19 protein-coding genes are annotated in these 24,063 nt (G+C 70.2%); 10 read left to right on the plus strand and 9 right to left on the minus strand.

Features of this window, described 5'->3' with window-relative positions; genetic code table 11:
- Positions 1-24 precede the first annotated feature (24 nt).
- From OG852_RS14845 to OG852_RS14875, 7 genes are all read left to right on the plus strand, one after another.
- Positions 25-534, plus strand: a complete 510-nt coding sequence (locus tag OG852_RS14845) for a hypothetical protein (RefSeq protein WP_443064529.1) — start codon at positions 25-27, stop codon at positions 532-534.
- Complete coding sequence (locus OG852_RS14850; protein ID WP_330348196.1) at positions 534-2,075, plus strand: hypothetical protein; 1,542 nt, start codon at positions 534-536, stop codon at positions 2,073-2,075. The genes OG852_RS14845 and OG852_RS14850 overlap by 1 nt, the downstream gene beginning before the upstream one ends.
- 165 nt (positions 2,076-2,240) lie before the next feature.
- Positions 2,241-3,485 carry a type VII secretion-associated serine protease mycosin gene (gene mycP / locus OG852_RS14855; RefSeq protein ID WP_330348197.1) on the plus strand — a complete coding sequence of 415 codons (1,245 nt, stop codon included), beginning with the start codon at positions 2,241-2,243 and terminating at the stop codon, positions 3,483-3,485.
- Positions 3,486-3,528: 43 nt separating this feature from the next.
- Positions 3,529-3,951: a hypothetical protein gene (locus OG852_RS14860; RefSeq protein WP_330348198.1), complete on the plus strand. Its 423-nt coding sequence runs from the start codon at positions 3,529-3,531 to the stop codon at positions 3,949-3,951.
- Between the two features lie 17 nt (positions 3,952-3,968).
- Positions 3,969-6,275: a hypothetical protein gene (locus OG852_RS14865; protein ID WP_330348199.1), complete on the plus strand. Its 2,307-nt coding sequence runs from the start codon at positions 3,969-3,971 to the stop codon at positions 6,273-6,275.
- A gap of 42 nt (positions 6,276-6,317) precedes the next feature.
- Entirely contained in the window at positions 6,318-6,962 is a 645-nt protein-coding gene (locus OG852_RS14870; RefSeq protein WP_330348200.1) for a hypothetical protein, read from the plus strand.
- Between the two features lie 76 nt (positions 6,963-7,038).
- A complete protein-coding gene (locus OG852_RS14875) occupies positions 7,039-7,608 on the plus strand; it encodes a hypothetical protein (RefSeq protein WP_330348201.1) in 570 nt (189 codons plus the stop codon).
- Between the two features lie 60 nt (positions 7,609-7,668).
- On the opposite strand, the gene OG852_RS14880 is transcribed toward OG852_RS14875, so the two are convergent.
- The 4 genes from OG852_RS14880 to eccB all read right to left on the minus strand — a co-directional run bounded on the left by OG852_RS14880 (position 7,669) and on the right by eccB (position 11,399).
- Positions 7,669-7,977: a WXG100 family type VII secretion target gene (locus tag OG852_RS14880; RefSeq protein ID WP_330348202.1), complete on the minus strand. Its 309-nt coding sequence runs from the start codon at positions 7,975-7,977 to the stop codon at positions 7,669-7,671.
- Between the two features lie 36 nt (positions 7,978-8,013).
- Entirely contained in the window at positions 8,014-8,346 is a 333-nt protein-coding gene (locus tag OG852_RS14885; RefSeq protein ID WP_330348203.1) for a WXG100 family type VII secretion target, read from the minus strand.
- Between the two features lie 225 nt (positions 8,347-8,571).
- On the minus strand, positions 8,572-9,816 hold the full coding sequence (gene mycP, locus OG852_RS14890) for a type VII secretion-associated serine protease mycosin (RefSeq protein WP_330348204.1): 1,245 nt from the start codon (positions 9,814-9,816) through the stop codon (positions 8,572-8,574).
- A 59-nt stretch (positions 9,817-9,875) separates the two neighbouring features.
- Positions 9,876-11,399: a type VII secretion protein EccB gene (eccB, locus tag OG852_RS14895; protein WP_330348205.1), complete on the minus strand. Its 1,524-nt coding sequence runs from the start codon at positions 11,397-11,399 to the stop codon at positions 9,876-9,878.
- A gap of 185 nt (positions 11,400-11,584) precedes the next feature.
- Between eccB and eccE the strand changes: the two genes are divergently transcribed.
- From eccE to OG852_RS14910, 3 genes are all read left to right on the plus strand, one after another.
- Entirely contained in the window at positions 11,585-12,922 is a 1,338-nt protein-coding gene (gene eccE / locus OG852_RS14900) for a type VII secretion protein EccE (RefSeq protein ID WP_330348206.1), read from the plus strand.
- 5 nt (positions 12,923-12,927) lie between these two features.
- A complete protein-coding gene (locus tag OG852_RS14905) occupies positions 12,928-13,713 on the plus strand; it encodes a hypothetical protein (RefSeq protein ID WP_443064530.1) in 786 nt (261 codons plus the stop codon).
- A 244-nt stretch (positions 13,714-13,957) separates the two neighbouring features.
- Positions 13,958-17,329 (plus strand): SCO5717 family growth-regulating ATPase, encoded by a 3,372-nt coding sequence (locus OG852_RS14910; protein ID WP_330348208.1) that lies wholly within the window; start codon positions 13,958-13,960, stop codon positions 17,327-17,329.
- 74 nt (positions 17,330-17,403) lie between these two features.
- On the opposite strand, the gene OG852_RS14915 is transcribed toward OG852_RS14910, so the two are convergent.
- The 5 genes from OG852_RS14915 to OG852_RS14935 form a co-directional block, all read right to left on the minus strand.
- Complete coding sequence (locus OG852_RS14915; protein ID WP_133917684.1) at positions 17,404-18,351, minus strand: bifunctional riboflavin kinase/FAD synthetase; 948 nt, start codon at positions 18,349-18,351, stop codon at positions 17,404-17,406.
- A 138-nt stretch (positions 18,352-18,489) separates the two neighbouring features.
- A complete protein-coding gene (locus tag OG852_RS14920) occupies positions 18,490-22,023 on the minus strand; it encodes a serine protease (protein WP_330348209.1) in 3,534 nt (1,177 codons plus the stop codon).
- 258 nt (positions 22,024-22,281) lie between these two features.
- Positions 22,282-23,187, minus strand: a complete 906-nt coding sequence (truB, locus tag OG852_RS14925) for a tRNA pseudouridine(55) synthase TruB (RefSeq protein ID WP_330348210.1) — start codon at positions 23,185-23,187, stop codon at positions 22,282-22,284.
- Positions 23,184-23,633, minus strand: a complete 450-nt coding sequence (gene rbfA, locus OG852_RS14930) for a 30S ribosome-binding factor RbfA (protein ID WP_330348211.1) — start codon at positions 23,631-23,633, stop codon at positions 23,184-23,186. Before rbfA ends, truB begins: the two co-directional genes overlap by 4 nt.
- Before the next feature lie 53 nt (positions 23,634-23,686).
- Positions 23,687-23,980: a DUF503 domain-containing protein gene (locus OG852_RS14935; protein ID WP_133917681.1), complete on the minus strand. Its 294-nt coding sequence runs from the start codon at positions 23,978-23,980 to the stop codon at positions 23,687-23,689.
- Positions 23,981-24,063: the final 83 nt, after the last annotated feature.

Genomic DNA, 24,063 nt, shown 5'->3' on the forward strand with positions numbered 1-24,063 from the left:
GGGGACAACGGGGAGGCTGCTGAGGTGAGCGGGAACGGGGGCGCCGAGGACAGGGGTGTGCCGGACACGGGCAAGTCGTTCGACACCCTGTACGGCGTCAATCCTCAGATGGCGCTGGACATCCAGCACACCGCCATGGAGAGCTTCAAGAAGCGTGTGGACGAGCTCCTGATCGAGCTCGACAAGTCGGAGGCGGCTCCCGGCAAGGTCGGCGAGGACCGCCTTTCGCGTGGGCAGCTCGGCTCCGCCGACTTCAAGGAAGCACAGTTCCTCTACGACTCCTACACCGTCGTGCACGACGAGTTGGAGAACCTGTCGAAGGCCCTCAGCGCACAGATCGAGGGGATGGGGCTGGCGGTGCATGCGTCGCGTGTGGGTTACGCCAACCTGGACGAGGACATCCGGGCGCGGATGCGCGAGGTCAACGCGGAGGCGGAGAAGTACTACGTGATCGAGCGGGATCCGAACGTGGAGCAGCGCGGCACCGACGCCCCCGCCACCACGCCCAAGGACGAGGGCGAGGAGGGTCTGTAATGGCTGACCAGCCCGAGCGAAGCGAGCCGAAGCTGGCGCGAACCGACTTCGAATCGATGACGCACGAGGAACTGGCGGCGCTCATCGACGCCGCGAGTTCGGAAGGCGCGTCTCAACTCGCGAGCAGGCTCACCAAGGCCGCCTCGACGATCACCAAGATCGGCGACGACCTCATGACGCACGTCAAGGGGCTCGAATGGCAGGGCAAGGGCGGTGACGCCTTCCGCGACTGGGGCGGCCAGGCCGCCAGCGCCACGCTTCGTCTCGGCCAGTACGCCGAGGGGGCGTCGCGGTGGATGGAGACGGTGGCCCAGGCCGTCGCCGAGGCCAAGGCCGCTATGCCGAAGGTGTCGGAGACCACGCAAGCCCAGGCGGACCTCTCCGACGCGAAGAGCACGATCGCCGCGGCGAAGCAGCCCGGCGCGAGGAACGATCCCGACGCCCGTGCGCTCGCCCAGACCGCCCAGTCCGACGCGACAGCGGCACAGGGCCGCATCGACGCCGCCCGGGCCGAGGCGATCCAGCAGATGCAGAAGCTCGCCCAGACGTACGAGTACTCGGCGCAACAGGTGAACAGCATGGCGCCGCCCACGTTTTCTCCGCCGGCGGACCATATGGATCGCAAGCAGTGGGACCAAAGCGAACACGTCGCCATCAGCTCCCCCGAGGCCTCGCGCACGACGACAGTCCCGTCCGCCTCCCTTCATTCAGCCGGCGGAAGCACCGTTCATGCGGGCAGTACCCACGCATCTGGGGCCGTGCCGACCACATCGGTGACCGGCACTGAACGGATCAGTACCCCCCGGCCTGCGTCGATGGAGATCGACGGCACAGCCACCCTCCCGCAGACCACGACACCCACCGGCGCTACGCCGACGGAACCTCGGACCGCCATCCCCCGGCCCGAAGTCACCACTTCTCAGCCGGGCGTTGTTCCGCCTCTCTTCGGCGGCACCGGCGGCGGGCAAGCGGCGAACCCTCCTGCGCGAGTTCCGTCGGGCATGCGGTCTCCGATGGTCCCCGGGCAGGGCATCACCAACGGAAGCACGGCCCGTATGCCCCGTGAGACGGGCATCGTCGGTGGCCGACCCGTGTCCCCGACCGCGGGACGCCCTGCGGGTGGCATTCCCCGCGGGACGGTCATCGGCGGCGGCAACGGCACGCAGGGCCGTACGCCGATGATGCGCGGCATGACCCCGGGGACACTCGGCGGAGGAAGTAGCGGCGGTCAGGGCGCGATGACGAGTGGACGTCGTCTGGCTTCGGAGACCGGCGGCGTGGTCGGCGGGCGGTCTGCGCAGCCGGGGCGCACCGGAACGCGCGGCTTCACACCAGGCGGGTCAGGTCTGGTGCGTCCCGCCCAGTCGGCCGAGTCGACTCACGGCGCCACGACGGGACGTACCGGCACAACACCTGGCTCGGGCCACGCCTCGGCCAAGAACCGGGATGAGCAGCAGGGCCGACGGCCGGACTACCTGGTCGAAGAGGAAGAGACCTGGTCTCCCAACCACCGTCGTGCACTTCCGCCGGTCGTCGACTGAGCCGGCCCGAGTCCGCATCCAGGAAGGCATATGCGTACCAGCGGTAAGCGAACACTACGACCTGTCTCGGCGGTGTCGGCTGCCCTTGGCCTGCTCCTGGTAGGCATCGCTGCGACTCCAGCCCACGCCGAGTCCGTTAGGGCACGGCAGTGGCACCTGGACGCCATGCACGCCGATGACATGTGGAAGATCAGCACAGGCCGCGGCATGACAGTGGCTGTCATCGACACCGGAGTCGATGACTCTTTGGCCGATTTGAAGGGCCAAGTCCTGGACGGTCAGGACTATTCGCGTCAGGGCGGCGACGAACACACCGACCCAGACGGACATGGCACCGGCATCGCCGCGCTCATCGCCGCCACCGGCCGTCGAGGCGGCCTGAACGGCTCGTTCGGGCTCGCTCCCGGGGCCAAAATTCTTCCTGTCCGCCTGGCGGCCAGCGGTAGAGACTTCAGCGACTACGAATCCGGATCCACGTACGCCGCGGAGATCACCAAGGCCATCCGGTTCGCAGCGGACTCCGAGGCGCAGATCATCAATATCTCCGGGGGGAGCTTCGAGCGTGATGCCAACACTCCTGCCCTCACCTCCGCGGTCGCATACGCTCTGCAAAAAGGAAAGCTGATCTTCGCCGCTGCCGGGAACGACGGCAACAAGGCCAATCAACCCGGTTACCCGGCCTCCACGCCCGGCGTGGTGGCGGTGGGCGCGATCAACGAGAAGGTTCAGCGAAGCGCGTTCTCGGAATGGGGGCCCGAGATCGACGTCACGGCGCCCGGTGAAAACATGTACCACGCATGCCCGGGGGGCACTCAGGTCTGCAAGTCCGACGGGACGAGTGACGCCGCAGCCATCGCCTCCGCATCCGCCGCCCTCATCTGGTCCAAGCACCCCACCTGGACGAACAACCAGGTGCTCCGCGTCCTCATCAACACGATGAAGGGCAACGAGAAGAGCTGGACCCGCAACGACGACTTCGGGTACGGCATCGTCCGCCCCCGCGTCGCGCTCGAGAATCCCGGCGACCCGGGACCTGCCGACGAATACCCGCTTCCGGACCTGGCGGCAGCGTCCTCCGCTTCCCCGGCTCCGAAGCCGTCTCAGGCCACCGGCTCCGCGGCGGACGACCAGGCCGACGACTCGACAGCGGCTGACGCCGACAACAGCAACGCGCTCGTGTGGATCGCCCTGGGCCTCGGTGTCGCCGCGCTCCTCGGCACCGCCGTCGCCGTCCCGTTGCTTCGGGCCCGCCGACGTCGCGTCGCCCAGTCGGCCGCCGCGCCCGTACCGCCGGCGTACTCGCCGTACATCTCTCAGCAGCCGTATGCGCCCTTCGGTCACCCCCAGGGCCAAGTACCTGGCGCACCCACCGACGGATCGTCCGGCCCCGGCCAGCCTTCGGCCCGCTGAGCCACGACCAGCCAATCGCCGCTGACCAAGCGAAGGAAACGACGTGTCGTTCGATGAGATGTGGGGCCAGGCGCGCAGCTCTGCCGTGGCTCGCCAGGAGAGCAGCATGCAGCTCAACCAGCTTCCTGCTGATGCCGGTGGCAGCGCGCCTGGCCCGAGACTTGTCGTCACATCAGCCGTGCTGACGGAGCGTGCCAAGAACGCGGACACGGTTCGTGACGACTTCGTCGATGCCGACAACGCAGCCATGAAGGAAACGGATCAGGTTGCGGCGAGCCTGAAGGGCTTCAAGTCGGCATCGGCATTCTCCGCTTTCACCATCAGGTGGCGAGGCCAGATGGACTACGTAAAGGGGTTGCTTGAGAAGGATGTCGCGGGAGCTCTTCGCGCAAGCGCCCAGGATTTCGCAGCTCGCGAAATCAAGGAGAAGCAACGCCACAGCAGCGAGAAGGAATCCCTCAAGTAGCATGCGGAGACTGAGCAGTGTTGGATTTTGAGCATCTGATCAATGCCAACTTCTCGGAGCTGTCGGACGCGGTGGAGAAGTGGAAGAAAGCCCCTGAGAAGTTCAGGGACGCCGCCTCAAAATATCGAAGCACCGTAGAAAAAGACATCCAGGGATCCGACTGGGACGGCGAGGCCGCGACAGCAGCTGTCAAAAAGCTTAAGGCTGTAGAAAAGCAACTTGACGCTGCAGGAGATGAGGCTGAAGACATCCATAAACTGCTCGATGATGCCCATGAGATCTTCACGCGCACCCAGGCCAAGCTCAAGAGCTTGCGGCATGACATCGAATCCGATAAATATTTGTCGATCAAGGCCAACGGTGAAGTCTACTTCGACCCACCCGAGGGAACCGAAAATGCCGCGTTCCTCAACAAGAGCTACCAGGAAACTCTGCAAGCCTACCGAACGAGCATCCAGAGTTGCGTATCGGAGGCCCAAGAGGCAGACGCCACTCTTGCTTGGACTCTGAACCAGGATCACAATGGGCGGAGCAAGGGATTCGATGCTTCCGGATACAGCAGCATCGCCGACGCAAAAAAGGGGCGGGCGCAGGCGGACAAGGATCTCAAGGAACTGGAGAAACTGATCGGCAGCAAGAGCAAACTTGCCCTTGCCGGCGCCAACGAGCCCCTCGATCCTGAAATGCTCCGGAAGATCAACACCCTTATGTCACGCCATGAGGGAGACCCTTATTTTGCGGAGAAGTTCGCCACACAGACGGGCGCGAAAGGGACACTGGAGCTCTGGACTCGCATCGCCGATCGCCGACAAACAGGCGACGATCAAACCAAAGCATCTGCCGATATCCAGAAATCGCTCAGCTACACCCTGGCCACCGCATCCCACTCCCATAGCAGCGCCATGAACGAGTGGAAGAAAGACATCCTTTCTCTCGGCGGAAAGCAAGTCGAATACACCGACATGGCAAGCGTGAGGCAGTACCAGGGGCCGTACGGATTTCAAGTCATGAGTAGCCTGATGCACTATGGGTCGTACGACGACGACTTCCTCAATGATTATGGCGAAAAACTCGTCGGTTTCGAGAAGGCCCACAAGGGTGAAAAGCCTGCCGACCTGTGGCGGGCCGAAGGCGACGAGTATCCGTACCTGAACTTCGGGCCGGGCAACGACTACGGCTTCGACCCGATGAGTGGCTATATGGAAGCTCTTGGCCACAGCCCGGAAGCCGCGAAGGACTTCTTCTATTCAAAGGACTGGGACACCGGTGACAAGGCTGATCCCGAACTGAAGTACCTCATGGTCGACCGGGACTGGCCGAACGCCAACAGCACGGCGGAGAACAGTCGCGGATACGGCTATGACGAACTGGGCCATGCACTGGAGGCGGCCACCCTTGGGGTGCCGTACGACCAGCAAAGCCTGGGGCTTCACCGTGACGAGACGACGGCCAACGTCATGGAGCAGGTCGCACGTCTCGTCTCCAAGCAAGAGGGCTACATCGAGAGCAAGCCCGGAATGGGGGACAGCCTCGCAAGGATGGGCGCCGGCTACATCGACGACCTCAACTGGTCCATGTCCAACTTCGGGGACACGGACGACGGCCAGGCACGGCGTGACGCCGCGTTCCAGCATCACGGCGCCGGTCACATCAACTTGGCTCACAACACAGCCATGGGGTTCCTGTCCGAAGTCGGACAGGACGCCAACGCCTACAAGATCATCTCAGCGGCGCAGCAGGAATACACGATCAGCGCGCTCAAGGCCCATCCCAATCCGGACGAGTCCCTCTCCCTGGCGCTCGAAACGGGCGCGAAGGTCAACGGTGTACTCGACCAGTCGCGGCTGTCGGAAATCAACGACAAGTACCAAGATGCCAGCGACGACTACAGCGATGCCCTGGCCGACGCATCGGAGTGGAAGAAGTATGGCGCGAGCCAGGCCATCGGAACGGGAGTCGCTCTGGCGACGCTGCCGTTCGGGGGGCCTGCGGCTGCGACGGGCGCAGCGGCCGTGGCACAGTTCGTGATTCCCATGATGATCGAGAGCGGGGGCGGCGCCCTGGAGACGAGCACGGGGATCGATATCGACAGACATGTGAGGGACCAGGAGGACGCCTATAACGACAAGCTCGATCAAGAGGAAACCATGAACAAGAGCAAGTATGCGGCACTTGGGTACACCAGGGCGGCCAGCCCCCTCGAGGCCTACATTGCCGCTCATCCTGAACTCGAGGACTCCGCCTGGCACCGAAGCGTCAGGAGTCGAGTGCAGTCCGGTTACGTCTGGGGCGACAGCGAGTCGGATCAGATTGACACCGACTGAAGATCTTGACCACTCTCCCTCAAGAATGTGACGGACAATCCTATGCCGATCATACGGCCAGCCACACGAGCGCCCCTCATTTTGATTGCCGGTATCACTCTCTTCACCGTCGGCTGCAGCAACGGCGACGGTGGCACGGATGCGACGGCCACACGAAAATTGACACCGCTCGCCAAAGCCTGCGACGAAATTTTCACCTCGGATGTCATTTCAAAAATTGAAGACACTCGGCGTGGCGAGGAATTGAAGAAGGGCGTTTCCCCCAGCGGAGCAAGTGACGCGGCAACCACTGCTGCGGTACAAGAGCTGAACAAGGGATCGAAGGTGGGTGCGGCGGAGCCGTGCACCCTCAACGGGGCTTCCGGAGGGGATCCCGAATTGATTATTCAGTTCGCCTGGCAATCGGGCTCCTTCCCCTCGGAACAGGCTCAGCCCGGTACCAGCGCCGTCTATGAGTCCGCGAATGAGACACACGCGCTCGTGATCGACTGCCGTCGGAGCGACCTGTTCTCCAGCAAGACAGGGCAGACCGTATTGCGTGCGTCTCTCGTCGATCGGATCGGATTGAATTCCAACTCTGCAGCGAAGGTTCTCATCGCATCCGCCAAAGAAGTGACGTCCGGCCTGAAGTGCGCAGAAGAGATACGATTCCCTGAGCCGCCCAAAGTGAATTCGGACCTCAAGTAGTCGCCACAGCTACCAGCGAATCAAGGCAGTAGAACACCTTTTCAAACCTCCAGAGCGGATTGTTTCCTTGAGTGGAGTGGCCGTCCTCTTCTTTCTGTTCGGCGTTGTCCTCGCCGCCCTGGGAATCGCCGATCAGTGCAAGCTGTACTGGCGTTTTGCGGCGTGGCGGTATCGGGATCCGGAGGCCAATGAGCCGTCGGATCGGGCCTTCGCATGGCAGCGCGGGGTGTTGTTCGTCGCGGCGGGAGTCATGGTGTTTCAGGGGTGCAATGTCGTCAACGCCGCCGACAAGAGCTCATGGAGCAGGGACGAACTGCGGCAGGCCGTGGAGGATGCGGCCTCCGCTCTCGAGGAGGAACCGCGGATCGACGACACGTACGACGACTACGCGACTCTGATCGACAGCGAGGTCAGTGACGCCGGTAAGGGGTCGGGGCCTCCCTACGCCGTCGCCGTTGAAGCGTCCGTTGAGGGGTCCGACGACTACACCGTCACGGCGGACGGGGTGGACGGGGCCTTCTGTATGAAGGTCTCCCAGGCGGAGTCCGACAAGGCCCGAATCATCGTTCCGGGGGCCGGGGGCCAATCGCCGTCCGTGATTCCCGAGTACGACCTCACGGTCACCGTGGATGAGGGCACCTGCTGAGCGGGGAGGCGGTCGACACCGCCGCCTCCCCCTCGTGTTCCAAAGATCAGAGAGCGGGTCTCAGCCCATCAGCATGCGGAAGCGTGCCGCGTTGCCGTGGTCCGTGTCGGAGTAGCCGATGACCGACTCGTCCAGGAGCTTGGCGATGCGGGCCAGCTTCTGGCACATCTGGTCCATCTCCTCCGCACTGGAGCGCTGGATCGTGCCGTAGGCCGTCTTCGCCTCGCCCTCCCAGGTCTCGGCGACGGCGCGGACCCTGCTCATCAGGGTTTCCAGGCCTTCGGACAGGTCGCCGGCCGTCTTGCGGACGTCGATCGCTGCCTGGGTGACGGTGTCGTAATTTACTGCGGTGCGTCCGGCGTCGCTCATGGTCAGGGTCCTCCTCAGTGGCGTGTGCGCTGCGGCTCAGGCGAGGTCGGTGATGCGGCTCTTGACCTCGTACGAGTTGTCGACCTTGCGGATGTCGGAGATGCGCTCCTGCTCTTGGGCGGTGAAGCCCTTGACGCTCATCCGCATGACTTCCTCGAGGTCGACCAGGTTGTCCTGCAGCTTCTTCAGGTGCTGGTTCACGCTTTGCTGAACGGAGTCGAACTCCTTGCCGGCCGCGCCCTTCCAGCCCCCTTGGATCATGTCCACGACCCTGTTGAGGGACGACACCCGGTCGCTGACGTTGTGGTGGAACTCCCGGATCTTGTCAGCGAGGTCCGTGAGTTCCGCGTCGCTGAAATTGACGCTCATGGTTTCCTGCCCTCCTCCTGATGCGACGATGGCCTCTCGCCACCGTGCCCGGTCGCCATGGATGGATATCCAGGCCCTCCTGGCGGGCAAGGTGCTGCGACCGCCGCGCGGTCGCAGCGTCGCACCGCCCCCGTGCGTATCACTGAGGTGATACCTCCGCACACTCTAGTCACTTGCCTTGGTGCTTCCAACTGCAAAGGGCGCTCAGGGGAGTTCGCTCCGACCTCACTCCGGAGCACCCTTCCCGCGCCGACGCCGCAGGTCCCGGGCCGCGACGGCGGTGCCGGCGATGACCGCGACGAGGGTGGTGGTCACACCGAGCGCGTAGGTGGCGTACCGCTCGTCACGCTCCTGAGGGGTCTCGGCGAGGGAGAAGCGGGCCACATCCGGCGCCTGTGCCTTGGCGGGACCCGGGTCCGGGGTCGGCGAGGACGCGGGATCGGCCACGTCGGACTCCTGGACAGCACGGACCGGATCCACCACGCCCCAGCCCACATGGTCGTCGTGGCCGTTGACGGAGCGTTCGGCGGTCTGCTCGATCTGGGTGACGATCTGGGCGGTCGTCCAGTCGCGATGCTTCTCCTTCAGCAACGCCGCCACTCCCGCGACGAACGGTGCCGAGAAACTGGTGCCGTTGTCCGTGCACTGGCCGCCCCCGGGAACCGTGGAGACGATGTCCACACCGGGAGCTGCCACACCGACGAAGGTGCCCGACTGTGAGAAGGACGCGCGCTCGTTGTTGCGGTCGGAGGAGGCCACGGCGAGAACACCGGCGAAGGCCGCCGGGTAGGTGTCCTTCGCCTCGCCGTCCAGGCCGTCGTTGCCCGCCGAGGCAACGACCACGACCTTCTCGGAGATGGCCCTGCGCACCGCCTCGGCCAGCGCGGAGGTGGCTGACAGGGGCTTCGTGGTGTCCTGGGAGATGTTGATGACGTCTGCGCCCTGGCCGACGGCGTAGGTGATGGCCTCGGCCATCGTGTCGGAGTCCCCGCTGTTGTCGGCGTCGTTCTGGCGGATCGGGATGATCGTCGCGTTCGGTGCGAGACCCACGAAGCCGGTGTCGTCGTCCGGTCGGGCCGCGATGATGCCCGCCACTTTGGTGCCGTGACCGACCTCGTCGTTCGTGGGGTCGGCGCCCTTGCCCTTGGTGAGGTAGTCACGGCCGGCCGCTGTGTCGACCGCGGAGGTGAGCTGGGGATTCTTGTCGTCCACGCCCGTGTCGATGACCGCCACCCTGACGCCCTTGCCCTTCTCGGTGCCCTGCCAGAGCTCGTCGAGCAGGACCCGCTGAAGCGACCACGGCCGGCCCTTGATGGGATCGGCGGGGAACGTGCAGGTGCCGCTGCCGTCCAGTCGTGGGCGTGCGGGGTCCTCCCCCGGCGTGGAGATCGCCGGCACGGCAGGGGGGCAGGCGGCCAGCGTGGTCAGCACCGTGGCGGCGGCCCACAGGGCTGCCTTCGAAGGCGACACCGGTATGTCGCTCCTGTCCTTGTCCGTGGGTCAGGGGTCTGCGGATGCGTTGGATCGGGTCACGAACCCTGCGGCTGGCGGGCGCTGTTGGTGTCCAGACGTGGCCCTTTCGCCAGGAACTCCGACCAGACGAGCGGCACTCGGGCCGGCCGTACGTTCTCGTAGCCGAGCTTGACCTGGGCCTCGCTGGGTTCCGGGCTGCCGTCGGAGGATCTCTTGCCGTCGGCTCCGATGTCCGACTTGTCGCTGTCGCTGTCGCCGTTGGCCTGCACCGCATAGCGAAGACCCGTGTCGGTGACGAGGAACAGCGACCCCGCGTCGGACTCGGTGCCCTGCGACTGCGTGTACAGCAGACCGGTTCCCGGGGTGACGTACGTGCTGGTGCCGTCGGCCGTGATCTCGGCGGGATAGGAAGTGCCCGCCCAAGTGCTGACCGTCGTCGTGTTGTCGTCGCCGACGTCCCGCAGAACGCTGCACACGGTGTCCCGCCCCGAGCCGGTGTCCGCGGAGTTCACCTGGTCGGCCCGCCGGGAGGGCCACCGGACGGGCTGACCGGCGAAGGCCTCGCTGTCGGCGGTGAAGTCCTGCAGGCCCACGGAACGGGCTTCGCCATTCATGTTGAGCGCCGCCGTCTGGGGCGAGTTGATGAGCAGCCAGGCGGTGAAATCGGTGATCGGCTTGACCGCTCCCGGGACGACGACGAAGTACCTGGTGCCTTCGCCGGTCTCGGTCTTGAGGACCATGCCGACCTTGTTCTCGTCCGCCGAGAGGTTGCCGGGCACCCCTGCTGCCTGGCCCACGCTCGCGGGAAGCCGGGGAAACACGATGGGCGCACCCGCATGGAGGGTCGCGAGCCATTCCTTGGTGACCAGCTGCGGCTCGCGCGAGCCGACCAGTGCCGTGGTCAACGCGTCGGACCCGGTGCCCGTGACGGCGTACGACGTGCCCTTCGCGTCGACCAGGTAACGATCGCCGGTGCGGGTTTTCACGTACAGGACGTCCCCTCCGGAGAGTCTCCGGGATCCCTCGGTCCTGCCGGCGTCACGGTCGGCGAAGACGAACGCCGCCTCCTGTACGGTGTCGCCCTTGCCGCCGGGCTGTTCGCAGACGGCCCAGCGCTTGACCTTTCCTGCCTCGTCGGCCGACGGGAGCCGGTCCGGCGCGTACGGGATGCCCAGGATCGGGCCCCGCGGCAGTTTTCCGGAGTCGAGGATCGAGTCGGCGACCTGTACGACCTGGTAGTTGGCGTCCTTCATCAGCAGCCGGGCGGAGGCGAGGTTCAGGACGGGGTGCAGTCTCACCGTCTTTCCGGTCTTGAGAACGACGTACCGCGTCGTCGACTGTTTGCCCACGATCACACGAGTCCCCGGGTCGTCCCAGCCCTGCGGAGCGGTGGGCTGGAACATGCCCCAGGCGCCGAACGCCGCGAGGGTCAGCGCGCCGGCGATCATGCCGGGTACGACGGCTCGCAACGGTTTGGGCGCGCCCTCCTCCGATCCTGAAGGTGAGGGCTGGAGAAAGGCCGCCAGGGTGCGCCGCTTCGCGAACGTGTAGGCGTTGAGTTCGTCCCGCCGTGATGCCATGAGTGCCTGTATCTCCCCGAAGCACACCCGGCGGGCCCGAGTCCCCCGCCGCCCGATGTCAGACCGGCCCCCTACTATGCCTGGTGTCCGCGAAGACGTGTGGAGCGGGTAGGGTACGTGGGCTCCAAAGCCCTGCGGGGTGGCGAATTTCGCACAAGTCGTGAGCAAAACGGGGGGATGGCGTGATGGCTTCCGCAACGCGTGCCCGATCGGGCGGCAGGGTGCGGCCGCGGACCTTCTCGGCACCCGCCGGAGATCCCACACCGGGACGATCGACTCCGGGCACTTCGGCTCGGGAGGGTGACACGCTCCGTCTCAAGACGCGCCGCGGCCGGAGTGGTTCATTCCAGCTGCAACGTCTCGTGTTGCTGGAACTCGCCGCTGCCGTGATGCTGATCGGCTGGGTGATCGACCCGATCGCGCTGATTCCGTCGGGTGCGGTCGCCGCCGTGCTGGTGGCGCTCGCGTTCGTCCGCCGCCGAGGTCGTTCCCTGCCGGAGTGGCTCGCCACCGCACGTGCGTTGAAGGCACGGCAGCGGCGGGCCGCCCGGCTCACCCTGCCGGAGGGCACCGAGCCCGGCCTGGCACCGGCCGCGGAGTGCGATCCGAGCCTGCGCACGCACGCGTACGGCCACCGGGACCGCAAGCCGGTCGGGCTGATCGGGGACGGCACGTTCGTCACCGTCGTGCTCCAGGTCGAAGCCGACGCCACCGCGCTGCGGGCTCCGCGCGACCGCCAGCCGCTGCCGTTGGGCCTGGTGCGGGACGCCCTCGAAGTGGACGGCGTACGACTGGAGTCCGCACAGATCGTGCAGCACACCCAGCCCGCGCCCGCGCTGCACCTGCCCAAGCAGTCCGTGGCCGTCACCAACTACGCGCCCCTGCAGGAGCAGACAGGTGCTCCGGCCGTACGGATCACCTGGATCGCCCTGAAGCTCGATCCCGAGCTGTGCCCCGAGGCCGTCCAAGCACGCGGTGGCGGGCTGCTCGGTGCCCAGAAGTGTGTCGTACGCGTCGCCGACCACCTGGCGAGTCGGCTCACCGGCGCGGGGTTTCGGGCGAACGTGCTGGACGAGGAGGAACTGGTCTCCGCGATCGCCACCTCGGCGTGCGCCAACCCGCTGGTGACGGCGGAGGCCGGACGGTCCGGCCTGCAGGAGCGGCGCACCGAGGAGTCGAGCCGCAGCTGGCGATGCGACAACCGGAGGCACACCGTGTACTGGGTGCGTCGCTGGCCGCAGTTGGGCGGCACCAGAGCCCCCTCGCTGCCCCAGTTCCTCGCGCTGGTCACGGCGACTCCGGCGCTCGCGACCACCTTCAGCCTCACCTTGTCGCGTGGGGAGCGCAACGCGGTCTCGCTGAGCGGCCATCTGCGGGTGACGGGCCGCAGTGCCGACGAACTGACGTCGGCTCGGCGCGCGTTGGAGGGTGCCGCCCGGCACGCGGGTGCCGGACTCGCCCGGCTCGACCGTGAGCAGCTGCCCGGCGTGCTCGCCACGCTTCCTCTGGGAGGAACGAGGTGACCTCCATGACCCCGCAGCCGGCAACCGCACCCGGAGCGCTGCCCCCGTCCGGGAGCCCACAGGGCGCCGCTCCCCGTCGGAGACGCGGTCTCCTCCCGAACGGCTTCGGGCTGCTCGGCCCACGCAACGCACGGCATGTGCTGTCCGCCGACCAACTGGACACGCTGGCGCTGCCCATCGGGGACGACGGTGTCGTCATCGGGGTGGACACCGAGGGGCGGCCGGCCGTACTGGGGCTCAACCGGCCCACGCCGTACGACATCGTCCTCATCGGGGGCCTGTGGACCGCGCAGGTGCTCGCGCTGAGAGCGGCGGCGACGGGGGCGCGGGTCGCCGTGGAGACGGGGCGTCCGCAGGCCTGGGTGCAGATGGTGCACGCGATGGGTGGTGGGCAGAACGGGCTCGCGGTGTACGAGGTCGGCCGCGTGCCCCCGCAGGGCGCCTCGGCGGGTACGCCGGTGCTGGTGGTGCGGGACTGCGGAATGCGCCCCCCGCGCGGGCGGGTCGCGTCCGGTCCCTGGCAGTCCGTGCTGACCCTGCTGCCCTACCTCAGCCCGGTCGCGCCGCGGCTGATACGGCAGGCCCGGTTGGTCGGTGTGCAGCGGATCTCGCCCGACGAAGCACGGGAGGTGGGCCGCGCGTTGACGCTGCCCCGGGAGAATGTGGAGGCCCTCCCCACGCTCGTCGACGGTTTCACACTGTGGTGCGCCGACCGCGACCGGCAGTACGTGATGACGCAGCCGACGGACGCGGAGATCGGGCTGCTGGGCACGCCTCGGCGTATGGACTGAGCCTTTCCGGGCCTTGCGGGGCCTTCTGAGGGTGGGCGGGCCTGCCGGGGCGGGGCATCTGATGATTAGGCTGGTACGGGGCGCCATGCCGGAAACCCGAGGGGTGGATGTCGGCGTCCTCGGGGAGGGCCGGTGCGTCGGACGACCTCGGACGGCCTCGAAACCACCGCGTACGACGAGAAATGGTCACGCCCGGGCACGGCAGGAGCGTGTCTCAGGGTGCTCGACCACACCAGGAGGAATTGTGAGCAGCGATCGGGACGGGACGCGCGGGGGCTGGGCCACACCCGGCGATGACCAGCCCGACGCGGAATCCGCCATCGAGATGACGGGCGAGTTCACCATCGACTACGCGCCGCCTGCTTGGTACACGCAGAACGCGGGTGGGGGTTCGACCGCGGGGGCGGGCGGGAACACGGGGGCGGCTCCCCCGCCGGGGCCGCCGACTGCTGTCCCAGGTCCGCCAGCTCCTGCTCCCGTGCCGCAGGCCCCGGTTGCCGGACCGCAGGCTCCCGCTCCCATGCCGCAGGCCCCCGCTCCCGGACCGCAGGCCCCGATTCCCGGACCGTCGGCTCCCGCTCCCGGACCGCAGGCCCCTGCTCCCGGGGTGCCGGCTTCCGCTCCGGCTCCCTCTCCGTTCCAGCCTCCTGTCCCGGGGCTGGCTCCGTTCCAGCCTCCTGTCCCGGGGCTGGCTCCCTTCCAGCCTCCGGCGCCGTTCCAGCCTCCGGCTCAGGTTCCCGCTCCGCCGGGGGTGCCCGGTGCGCCTGCCGACGTGCCGCCGGTCAACGCCGCGCAGGCCGCGCCGTATGCTCCGCCGGCCGCTCCTCCCGTCGCTCCCGCGCCCTTCGCTCCGCCGCCCGTGCCGGTCGCCGTGCCCGGGCTTCCGGTCGATGGAGGGTTCCAGCCGCAGCAGGCGCCGGCCGCCGTGCCGGGTCCGCCCGTCGAGGAGAGCGGGTCCGCCCACGGGGATGTCGAGAGCGGCGCCACCATGCGGATCGCGCCGGTTGCCCTCAAGCAGCAGGTCGAGGAACAGCAGGAAGAGGGTTCCGACGCCGGGCAGGTCCCGGTCTCCGGTGCAGAAGCGCAGGCGGAGGCGGAGACCGAGGTGGAGGGGGACGCGGAGGCGGGTCGCGAGACCGCCGCGGTCGTTCCCGCCGACGGCGCGGGGGAGGAGGGCTCCGTCCCGGTCCCTGCGCAGGTCGAGGTCGAGGCCGAGGGCGAGGTGGTCGGTTCCGAGGGCGTGGATGCGCACGGCGCCGATGTGACGGGCCCGGACGGTGGGGGTGCCGCCGACGGAAACGCCCCGGATGCGGGTGACTCCGTCGCCGACGCGGCGGAGGACGAGGGTTCCGTTCCCACGCCCGCCGAGGCCACCGACGCGGCCGAGTCCGCCGAGGCGCCCGCCGCCTCCGACGGGGGCGAGGAGCGGGACGGGGCGCCGCAGCAGGCGGTCGCCGCTGCTCCGCCTGCCTGGGCTCCGCCGCCCGTTCCGCAGGGCGGCGTGCCGCCGTTGCCGCCGTCGTACGAGCCTGCGGCTCCCGCGTCCGCGGCCCAGTGGCCCGCCCAACCGCTGCCGCAGCAGCAGCCCGAGCCGGTGGCGGCCCAGCAGCAGCCGGTCCAGCCCGAGGCGGCCCCGCCCGCTCCGGCTCCCGAGGCTCCCCCGGCGCCGCCGCAGCCCGCCTACGGGTTCCCGCAGCCTCCCGCCGCACCGGCGCCCCAGCACCAGCCGGGCGAGGCCCCGCCTCAGTCCCCCACCGCACCGGCGCCCCCACAGCCGCCGGCCTACGGCTTCCCGCAGCCCCCCGCCCCCAACGGCCCCGACGGGTACGGTTTTCCGCAGCCGCCCGCGCCGGAGGCCGCCGGTGGCTACGGCTTCCCGCAGGCCCCCGCGCCCCACGACCCCGCCGCCTACGGTTTCCCCCAGGCACCAGCCGCACCGCCGCAGGCACAGCCGATGCAGCCCGGTGTGCCCCACCAAGGTGACGGTCGGCCCCCGGCCGCCCCCGTCGGGCCGGAAGGCCAAGGCGCCGCTCCTCAGGGCTTTCCCGCGCAGCCGGCGCACGGGCCCGCCGGGCAGGCACCGCACACGCCGCAGCAGCCCGTCGACCCCCGGATCGGTGCGGCCTGGCCGCAGGCCGTCCAGCACGACCAGCGGCAGCCGGTCAACCCCGGTGCCGCGCCGCTCGGTTACACCGCCGCCGTGGAGCTTTCCTCGGACCGGCTGCTCAACAACAAGAAGCAGAAGGCGAAGAGCGGCCGTCCGACGGCCTCGTCGTCCCGCTTCAAGCTCGGCGGCAAGAAGGAGGAGGCGGAGCGGCAGCGCAAGCTGGAGCTGATCCGTACGCCGGTGCTGTCCTGCTACCGCATCGCCGTCATCAGCCTCAAGGGCGGTGTCGGCAAGACGACCACGACGACCGCGCTCGGCTCCACCCTCGCCATCGAGCGCCAGGACAAGATCCTCGCGATCGACGCGAACCCGGACGCCGGTACGCTCGGCCGGCGGGTACGGCGGGAGACCGGGGCCACCATCCGGGACCTCGTCCAGGCGATCCCGTACCTCAACTCGTACATGGACATCCGGCGGTTCACCTCCCAGGCGCCGTCCGGCCTGGAGATCATCGCCAACGACGTCGATCCGGCCGTCTCCACGACCTTCAACGACGAGGACTACCGGCGCGCGATCGACGTGCTCGGCAAGCAGTACCCGGTCATCCTGACCGACTCCGGCACCGGGCTGCTCTACAGCGCGATGCGCGGGGTGCTCGACCTCGCCGATCAGCTGATCATCATCTCGACGCCGTCGGTCGACGGGGCGAGCAGCGCCAGTACGACCCTGGACTGGCTGTCCGCCCACGGGTATGCCGAGCTGGTCTCACGGTCCATCACCGTCATCTCGGGGGTCCGCGAGACCGGCAAGATGATCAAGGTCGAGGACATCGTGACGCACTTCGAGACGCGCTGCCGCGGTGTGGTCGTGGTCCCGTTCGACGAGCATCTCGCGGCCGGTGCCGAGGTCGACCTCGACATGATGCGGCCGAAGGTGCGGGAGGCGTACTTCAACCTCGCCGCGATGGTCGCGGAGGACTTCGTACGGCATCAGCAGATGCACGGCCTGTGGACGAGCGACGGCAACCCGCCGCCGGTCGCCGCCCCGCCGATGCCGGGCCAGCCGCACGCCGGTCAGCCGCCGTACGCGGAGCAGCCGTACGCGGGCCGGCCCCAGCCGGGACAGCCGTACGCGGGCCAGCCCCAGCCGGGACAGCCGTACCCGGGGCAGGCCGCGCAACAGCCGGGCCAACCGGGAGCGTTCCCGGGCCAGCCCTATCCGGGGCAGCCGTACCCGCCGCAGGCCGCCCCGCCGCCCCACCCGGGTCAGCCTCAGCCCTACCCCGCGCAGGGCCAACCGCCGTACGCCCCGCAGGCGCCGCAGCCCGGGCAGCCGTACCCGCCGCAGCCCCCGGCCGGTTACGGCTATCCGCAGCCGCCGCAGCCCCCGGCGGGCTACGGCTACCCGCAGCCCCCGCAGCCCCCGCAGCCCCCCGTCCCGCCCCAGCAGGACGGCGGCAACGGCGGCGGCGACGGCCAGGCCCCTCCCCCGCCGCCCCCGCAGCAGTGACGCACGAAGGGCGGCCGGTGTCCTGGGACACCGGCCGCCCTTCGTACAGCCACGGGCTACGCGCTACGAAAGAACTACTCCGCCGCCGTCACCAGCTCACGGCAGCGCTTCACGTCCTCGGCCATCTGCTCCAGCAGGCCCTCCAGCGAGTCGAACTTCGCCTGGCCGCGCACGAAGGCGAGGAAGTCGACGGCGACGTGCAGCCCGTACAGATCGAGGCCGACGCGGTCGATGGCGTACGCCTCCACCGTGCGCTCGGTGCCGTCGAACTGCGGGTTGGTGCCGACGGAGATCGCGGCCGGCATCGCCTCGCCGCCCGCGTGCAGCCAGCCCGCGTAGACGCCGTCGGCCGGGATCGCGGTGTGCGGCAGGGTCTCGACGTTGGCGGTGGGGAAACCGAGCTCACGGCCGCGCTGGGCGCCGCGTACGACGACGCCCTCGACGCGGTGCGGGCGGCCGAGGATCTCCGCGGCGCCCGCGACATCGCCCTCGCCGACCAGGCGCCGGGTCAGGGTCGAGGAGAACGGCTCGCCGCCGCCCGCCTCACCGCACAGCACCAGGTCGACGACCTCGACCTCGAAGTCGTACACCTTGCCCTGTTCGGCGAGGAACTCGACGTTGCCCGCGGCCTTGTGGCCGAAGCGGAAGTTCGGGCCCTCGACGACGGCCTTGGCGTGCAGCTTGTCGACGAGGACCTTCACGACGAACTCGGCCGGCGACAGCTTCGAGAACTCGGTCGTGAAGGGGAGGATCAGCAGCGCGTCGACGCCCAGCTCCGCCATCAGCTCGGCGCGGCGGTGGTGCGGGGCGAGCAGCGGCGGGTGGCTGCCGGGGCGGACGACCTCGCTGGGGTGCGGGTCGAAGGTGACGACGACGGAGGGGACGCCCAGCTCACGGGCGCGGTCCACGGCGTGCTTGATGATCAGCTGGTGCCCTCGGTGGACCCCGTCGTAGGAGCCGATGGTGACGACGCTGCGTCCCCAGTCCTCGGGGATGTCCTCCAAGCCACGCCAGCGCTGCACTGTGACCGCTCCTCGAACCCGTGTCCGTATGTTCCGTTGCCTCTTACGCAGGTCTAAGGGTGCCATGCCGGGTGCTCCCTGCCCGCATCGGCATGGGGGCTGTGACTCGATCCACGCCCACCCGGCGCCGCCCGGGGATCAGGCGGGGACCCGGACCCCCGCCAGGTCCTCCAGGGTGCGCCGGGCGCCCGGGCCCACCAGGACCGCCCAGTCCCCCGGTGTCTCGGTGAACCAGCCGGTCGCCCTGGCGGCGAAGCCCGGGAGGTGGCGGGCCAGCTCGACCAGGCCGCGGTCGAAGCGGGTCGCGCCGTCCGGGGTGCGGGCCAGGAGCAGGCCGGTGCGGTGGACGAGCGCGCGCAGTTCCTCGCCGCCGCGCTGCGGGGCCGCGTGCAGGACGGCGTCCAGGACGGCCGGTGTGTGCTCGTGGAGCAGCAGGAACTCCAGCAGCTCGCGCCGTAGCGGGCGGGAGCCGGGGGTGCCGGGGGCGAGCAGCACACCGGCCAGCGCGGCCCGCACCTGCTCGGGGCCTCCGGCCGCCAGCAGACCGGTGACCAGCGGAAGGAGTACGGCGCGGGCGGCCGGCCCCTGGTCCAGGCGGCGGTCGACGTACGCGGCCACGTCTCCGGCGGTGTCCGGCCGCCGTCGTACCGCCTCCCGGACGACGGCGGCGACCTCGTGGGCGAGCGCGGGCGGGGTGGCGTCGGCGAGCGCGCGCAGGGTGCCGCTAGCGGCGGGGCTGTCCAGCCGGGCCCGGACGGCGTCCAGGACGGGTCCGGGGTGGGTCTCGAGCGCGGTGAGCAGGTCGCCCGCCGGAAGCCGCGGATCGCCCGCCGCGAACCGCTCCAGCGCCTGTGGCAGATGGTGGTCGCGGGTCTCGGGGTCCCGGACGAGGAGGGCGAGCGCGCCACCGTGCAGGGTGTGGTCGTCGGGGCGGGAGAGCACGGTGAGGGCCGCGTGGCGCAGCAGGACCCGGTCGGCGTCACGGGTCGCGTACGGGGCGGTGCGCCGGGAGTACGCCAGCGCCGCGATCCGCCGGGCGGGCCGCTCGTCGTGGGCCCAGCGGTGGACGGCGCGGCAGAGCGCGGACGGCTCGTCCTCCGCGAGCACGGCGAGCAGCTCGTCGGCCCGCCGGTGGCCGCAGCCGACGAGGACCTCGGTGAGGTCGTCCGGCGCGCGGTGCCGGTGCGTGTGCAGCAGCGCCTGCGCGGCCGTCGCGACCGTGGCGTGCGGGGTCGCGGGCAGCGGTCGCTCGTCGTCGAACCACCGGGTGAGACACCGCTGTACGGCGGTGGTGTCGCCGACGAGGAGACGCGCGACGGCGTCCAGGTAACGGGGGGCACCGACGCCCTCCGGGGCCGTGTCGGCGAGGACCAGTCGGCGTAGCAGGTCCAGGCGGAGGTCGGGGGGAAGGGCGAGTCGGGTCCAGAAGGCGGGGCCGAACTCGGGACGCCGGACCGTGCGTTCGCCCTCCGCCGTGGCGATCCGGTCGGCGAGCAGCCGGAGGACTTCCGCGTACGGGGTGGCGTCCGGGACGCGCAGCAGGGTCTCGGCGAGCAGCCGGGCGGCCCACCAGGACTCCCCCTCGCTCCCCAGCGCGCACAGCAACTGCTGCAGGCGGGCCAGGAGTTGCGGGGCGCCCTGCTGGCGGCCGAGGAGGAGCAGGGCGTGGACGACGGGGCCGATGCGGTGGTGCGGGACGGGGACGGGAGGGCCGGCCTCGGGGGTGCGGCGGCGGTGGACGAGGGCGCGCAGGGCCTCGTCGAGGTCGAGGTGGACGCCCTGGATCCAGTCGGCGAGTTCCTCGTGGGCGAAGCGGTAGCCGCCGCCGGCGGGCACCAGCAGTCCCTCGGTGAGGACGGCGGAGGCCCAGCCGGTGCCGCCGCCGAGGCGGGCGGGCGCGGGTCCCCAGGGGAACACGGCCTCGAAGGACGCCCGGTCCAGCTCGCCCTGTCCGGGCCCCAGGCTGCGGCGGGCGGCCTCGTGGACCTGACCGGAGACCTTCGCGGCGAGCCGGCGGACGGCGGTGCCGCGCAGGCCGTTCTCGGCGGCGAGGCGGACGGCGACGCGCAGGCACATCAGGTCGAGGTGGGCGGAGAGGACGTCGTGGCGGTCGACGGGGTGGTCGGGCGGGGGGTCCGGCAGGGCGGCGCGGATCTCGGAGAGGAGCCGGATCATCAGCGGGTGCCGGGCGTCGGGGCCGCCGAGCGCGGTGTCGGGGACGCCGTACCGGGCGCGGGCGGTGCGCGCCTCGTCCGGGGTGAGGTCGCCGAGCGGGACGCAGGGCGGCAGCGCGCCGACGCTCTCCTCGCGGGGCTGTGTGCCGTCGTACAGCATCTCGGGCGGGAACACGGTCCCGGCCCGCTCCCAGTACTCGGCGCGGCAGGCCACCGTCAGCCGTGCGCCCGTCCGCCGCAGCCACCGCGCGGTGCCCTCGGTCCAGTCGGCCAGCCGGTGGGCGAGGACGGGCGGCATCTCCTCGGGGCCGTCCAGCAGCAGGAGCAGCGGGCGCCCGGCGGCGTGCGCGAGGCGGGCCAGGCGGTCGGGGCGGATGTCGCCGAGGTCGGCGGGCGGCGCGGGCGGCCCGCCCGGTTCCCGGCGCCCGGGGTGCGCGGCGGCCACGATACGGGCGGCGCGGGTCAGCGCCCTGCGGGCCGCGTCGGCGATCGAGTCGTCGTCCTCGCGGAGGTCGGCGCCGCGCAGCCAGAGGGTGGGGGCGGGTTGCGGGCCGCGGGCACGGCGGGCGGCGAGGGCCGCGAGTTCCGTCGTACGGCCGCTGCCCGGTGCGCCGACCAGGCCGAGGACGGCCGTCGGGCCGGCGGCGAAGGCGGCGAACTCCCGGGCGGGCGCCGCGCGTTCGACCGGGGTCACGGTGCTTGCGCGGGGGCCGCCCGGGTGTGCGCGGAGGGTGCCGGGCGGGCCGTCCGAGGCGACCGAGGTCGCGGTGAGCTCCAGGACGCCCGCGAGATTGAGGTCGGCTCCGTACGCGGGCACGGTCGCCGCGTTGCGGGCGAGCAGCTCGGCCAGCGGGCCGGGGGCGGCGGGGCGCAGGGGGACGGCGAAGCCGGCCTCGCGGTCGCCGGAGCGCAGGGCGGTGCCCAGGACCGCGACGACCGCCCCCGTCGCCGCGTCGAGCACGGGTCCGCCGGCCGCGCCCCCGAGCCGCAGCGCGTCCCGGCCCGCGGTGCCGATCGCCAGCTCCACGGCACCGTCGATCGGATGGCGGCGGTTGCCGGCCGGGTACGTCACCCGCGTCGCGCCCAGCACCCGGGCCTCCCGCCAGCAGCCCGCGGCCAGCCGGACGTACGACCCGGTCTCGACGGTCTCCCGGGCGGTCACCGGCAGCGGGGGCGTGCCGAGGCCCTCGGTGCGCACGAGGGCCAGGTTCAGCTCCGGGAGCGGGGTGACCGCGTCGGCGGTCACGGCGCACGCGCGGTCCCCGGCGCCGTACAGGACGAGCCGGGGCAGGCCGTCCACGACCTCGTGGCTGGTGACGACCGTGCCGAGGTGGTCGGCGACGAAGCCGGTGCCGCGCGGGCGGCCCGCGAGGTCGCGCAGCAGGACGAGACAGTCGGCGGGGTGGGCCTCGCCGGGTGGTTGGTGCGGGGGCGGGTCGGCGGGGGTGATGTGCACACCGGGGTCGTCCTCGTCCGTCCACGGGCCCCGTCCCGCCATCGCCCTACCTCCCCGCAGCGCCCTTGTGCCCTCGGTTCGACGGTAGGCGGGCGATGATCAAGAGGACAGACCCCGGAACGAAAGCGCCCCCCTGCGCTCCCTCGGTTCACTCCGAGCGCCTGCCCGGACGGGTGAATGAACCGGGTCCGTTGGATACACCCTAGGGGTGGGGGAACCGAGGGGGGACCGTGGAGCGGCGGGGCAGTGGAACACCCCGTGTCCGCCGCTCCACGGGCGACGAGGCTCCGGCAGCGGTGCTCAGCTCAGTACGGCGAGGCTCTTGGCCTTGCCCTTCTGCTCCTCGACCAGCGCCAGGAAGCGGCCCTCCGGGTCGAAGACGGCGACGGCGCCGACGCCCGCGTACTCCTCGGGCATCTCGAGCCGGACGCCGTTGGTGAGCAGCCGGGCCCGCCGGGCGTCCACGTCCCAGCGGGGGAACGCGGCCGCGGCGGCCTCGGCGACCGGCATCACGGTCAGCTCCTGCTGGAGCTGGTCGAGGGTCTTCGCCGCGTCCAGCTTGTAGGGGCCGACGCGGGTGCGGCGCAGGGCGGTGAGATGGCCGCCGACGCCGAGGTCGGCGCCCAGGTCGCGGGCGAGGGCCCGGATGTAGGTGCCGGAGGAGCAGACGACCGACACCACCAGGTCCAGGACGGGGGTGCCGTCCTCGGCGACGGCGTCGCGGACGTCGTACACGGCGAAGGAGGAGATGGTCACCGGGCGGGCCGGGATCTCGAAGTCCTCGCCCTCGCGGGCCCTCTTGTACGACCGTACGCCGTCGATCTTGATGGCGCTGACCTTGGACGGCACCTGCATGATGGCGCCGGTGAGCTTGGCGATCCCGGCGTCGACGGCGTCCCGGGTGACCTGGGAGGCGTCGACGGAGGCGGTGATCTCGCCCTCGGCGTCGTCGGTCAGGGTCGTCTGGCCGAGGCGGATCGTGCCGAGGTACTCCTTCTCGGTGAGGGCGAGGTGACCGAGGAGCTTGGTCGCCCTCTCCACACCGAGGACGAGGACGCCGGTCGCCATGGGGTCGAGGGTCCCGGCGTGGCCGACGCGGCGGGTCCTGGCGATGCCGCGCATCTTGGCCACGACGTCGTGGGAGGTGAAACCCGACGGCTTGTCGACGATGACGAGGCCGTCGGGCGCGGTGGACTTGCGGTTCATTCGGCGGTGTCGTCCGTCTCGTCGTCACCGGGCTTCTTGTACGGGTCGGCCCCGCCGGCGTACCCGGCGCCCGCGGACGCCTCGCGCACCTTCGCGTCGGCGGCACGCGCCTTGTCGAGAAGGTCGTCGATGGTGCGGGCGTTGTCCGGGAGGGCGTCGGCGACGAAGGCCAGCGTGGGCGTGAACTTCACCCCGGCGGCACGGCCGACCTCGGAGCGCAGGATGCCCTTGGCGCTCTCCAGGCCGGCGGCGGCCGCCGCCCGCTCCTCGTCGTCGCCGTACACGGTGTAGAAGACGGTCGCCTCCCGGAGGTCACCTGTGACCCTGGTGTCCGTGATGGTGACGTGGGAACCGAGCCGCGGGTCCTTGATCCCGCGCTGCAGCTTCTGCGCCACCACCTCTCGGATGAGGTCCGCCAGCCTCTTGGCGCGCGCGTTGTCGGCCACTGGTCCGTCTCCCGTTCTTCCTTGCGTGTCGTGTCTGTGTGCTGTGGTCGGGGTCAGTCGTCCTCGCCGTGGAAACGGCGTCTGACCGACAGCAGTTCCACCTCCGGGCGGGCGGCGACGAGCCGTTCGCACCGGTCCAGTACGTCGGTCAGGTGCTCCGCGTCACCGGAGACCACGGCGAGGCCTATGCGGGCCCTGCGGTGGAGGTCCTGGTGGTCGACCTCGGCCGCGCTCACCGCGTACTTGCGCTGGAGCTCGGCGACGATGGGGCGGACGACGGAGCGCTTCTCCTTCAGCGAGTGGACGTCGCCGAGGAGGAGGTCGAAGGACAGAGTCCCCACGTACATGTGCAACCGGTTCACCCGCCGGTACGGGATCGATGGCCCTGTCGGCCGTGTGGGACAGGGGCATCATGAACGGTACCCCGATC

The sequence above is a fragment of the Streptomyces sp. NBC_00582 genome (genome assembly GCF_036345155.1).
Lineage (GTDB): Bacteria > Actinomycetota > Actinomycetes > Streptomycetales > Streptomycetaceae > Streptomyces.

Excerpts from the sequence above, each read along its gene's own strand:
- OG852_RS14870 (WP_330348200.1), top strand. The coding sequence starts at position 6,318 with ATGCCGATCATACGGCCAGCCACACGAGCGCCCCTCATTTTGATTGCC.
- eccE (WP_330348206.1), top strand. The coding sequence starts at position 11,585 with ATGGCTTCCGCAACGCGTGCCCGATCGGGCGGCAGGGTGCGGCCGCGG.
- OG852_RS14905 (WP_443064530.1), top strand. The coding sequence starts at position 12,928 with ATGACCCCGCAGCCGGCAACCGCACCCGGAGCGCTGCCCCCGTCCGGG.
- OG852_RS14935 (WP_133917681.1), bottom strand. The coding sequence starts at position 23,980 with ATGTACGTGGGGACTCTGTCCTTCGACCTCCTCCTCGGCGACGTCCAC.
- mycP (WP_330348197.1), top strand. The coding sequence starts at position 2,241 with ATGCACGCCGATGACATGTGGAAGATCAGCACAGGCCGCGGCATGACA.
- OG852_RS14880 (WP_330348202.1), bottom strand. The coding sequence starts at position 7,977 with ATGAGCGACGCCGGACGCACCGCAGTAAATTACGACACCGTCACCCAG.
- OG852_RS14920 (WP_330348209.1), bottom strand. The coding sequence starts at position 22,023 with ATGGCGGGACGGGGCCCGTGGACGGACGAGGACGACCCCGGTGTGCAC.
- eccB (WP_330348205.1), bottom strand. The coding sequence starts at position 11,399 with ATGGCATCACGGCGGGACGAACTCAACGCCTACACGTTCGCGAAGCGG.
- truB (WP_330348210.1), bottom strand. The coding sequence starts at position 23,187 with ATGAACCGCAAGTCCACCGCGCCCGACGGCCTCGTCATCGTCGACAAG.
- OG852_RS14850 (WP_330348196.1), top strand. The coding sequence starts at position 534 with ATGGCTGACCAGCCCGAGCGAAGCGAGCCGAAGCTGGCGCGAACCGAC.
- OG852_RS14885 (WP_330348203.1), bottom strand. The coding sequence starts at position 8,346 with ATGAGCGTCAATTTCAGCGACGCGGAACTCACGGACCTCGCTGACAAG.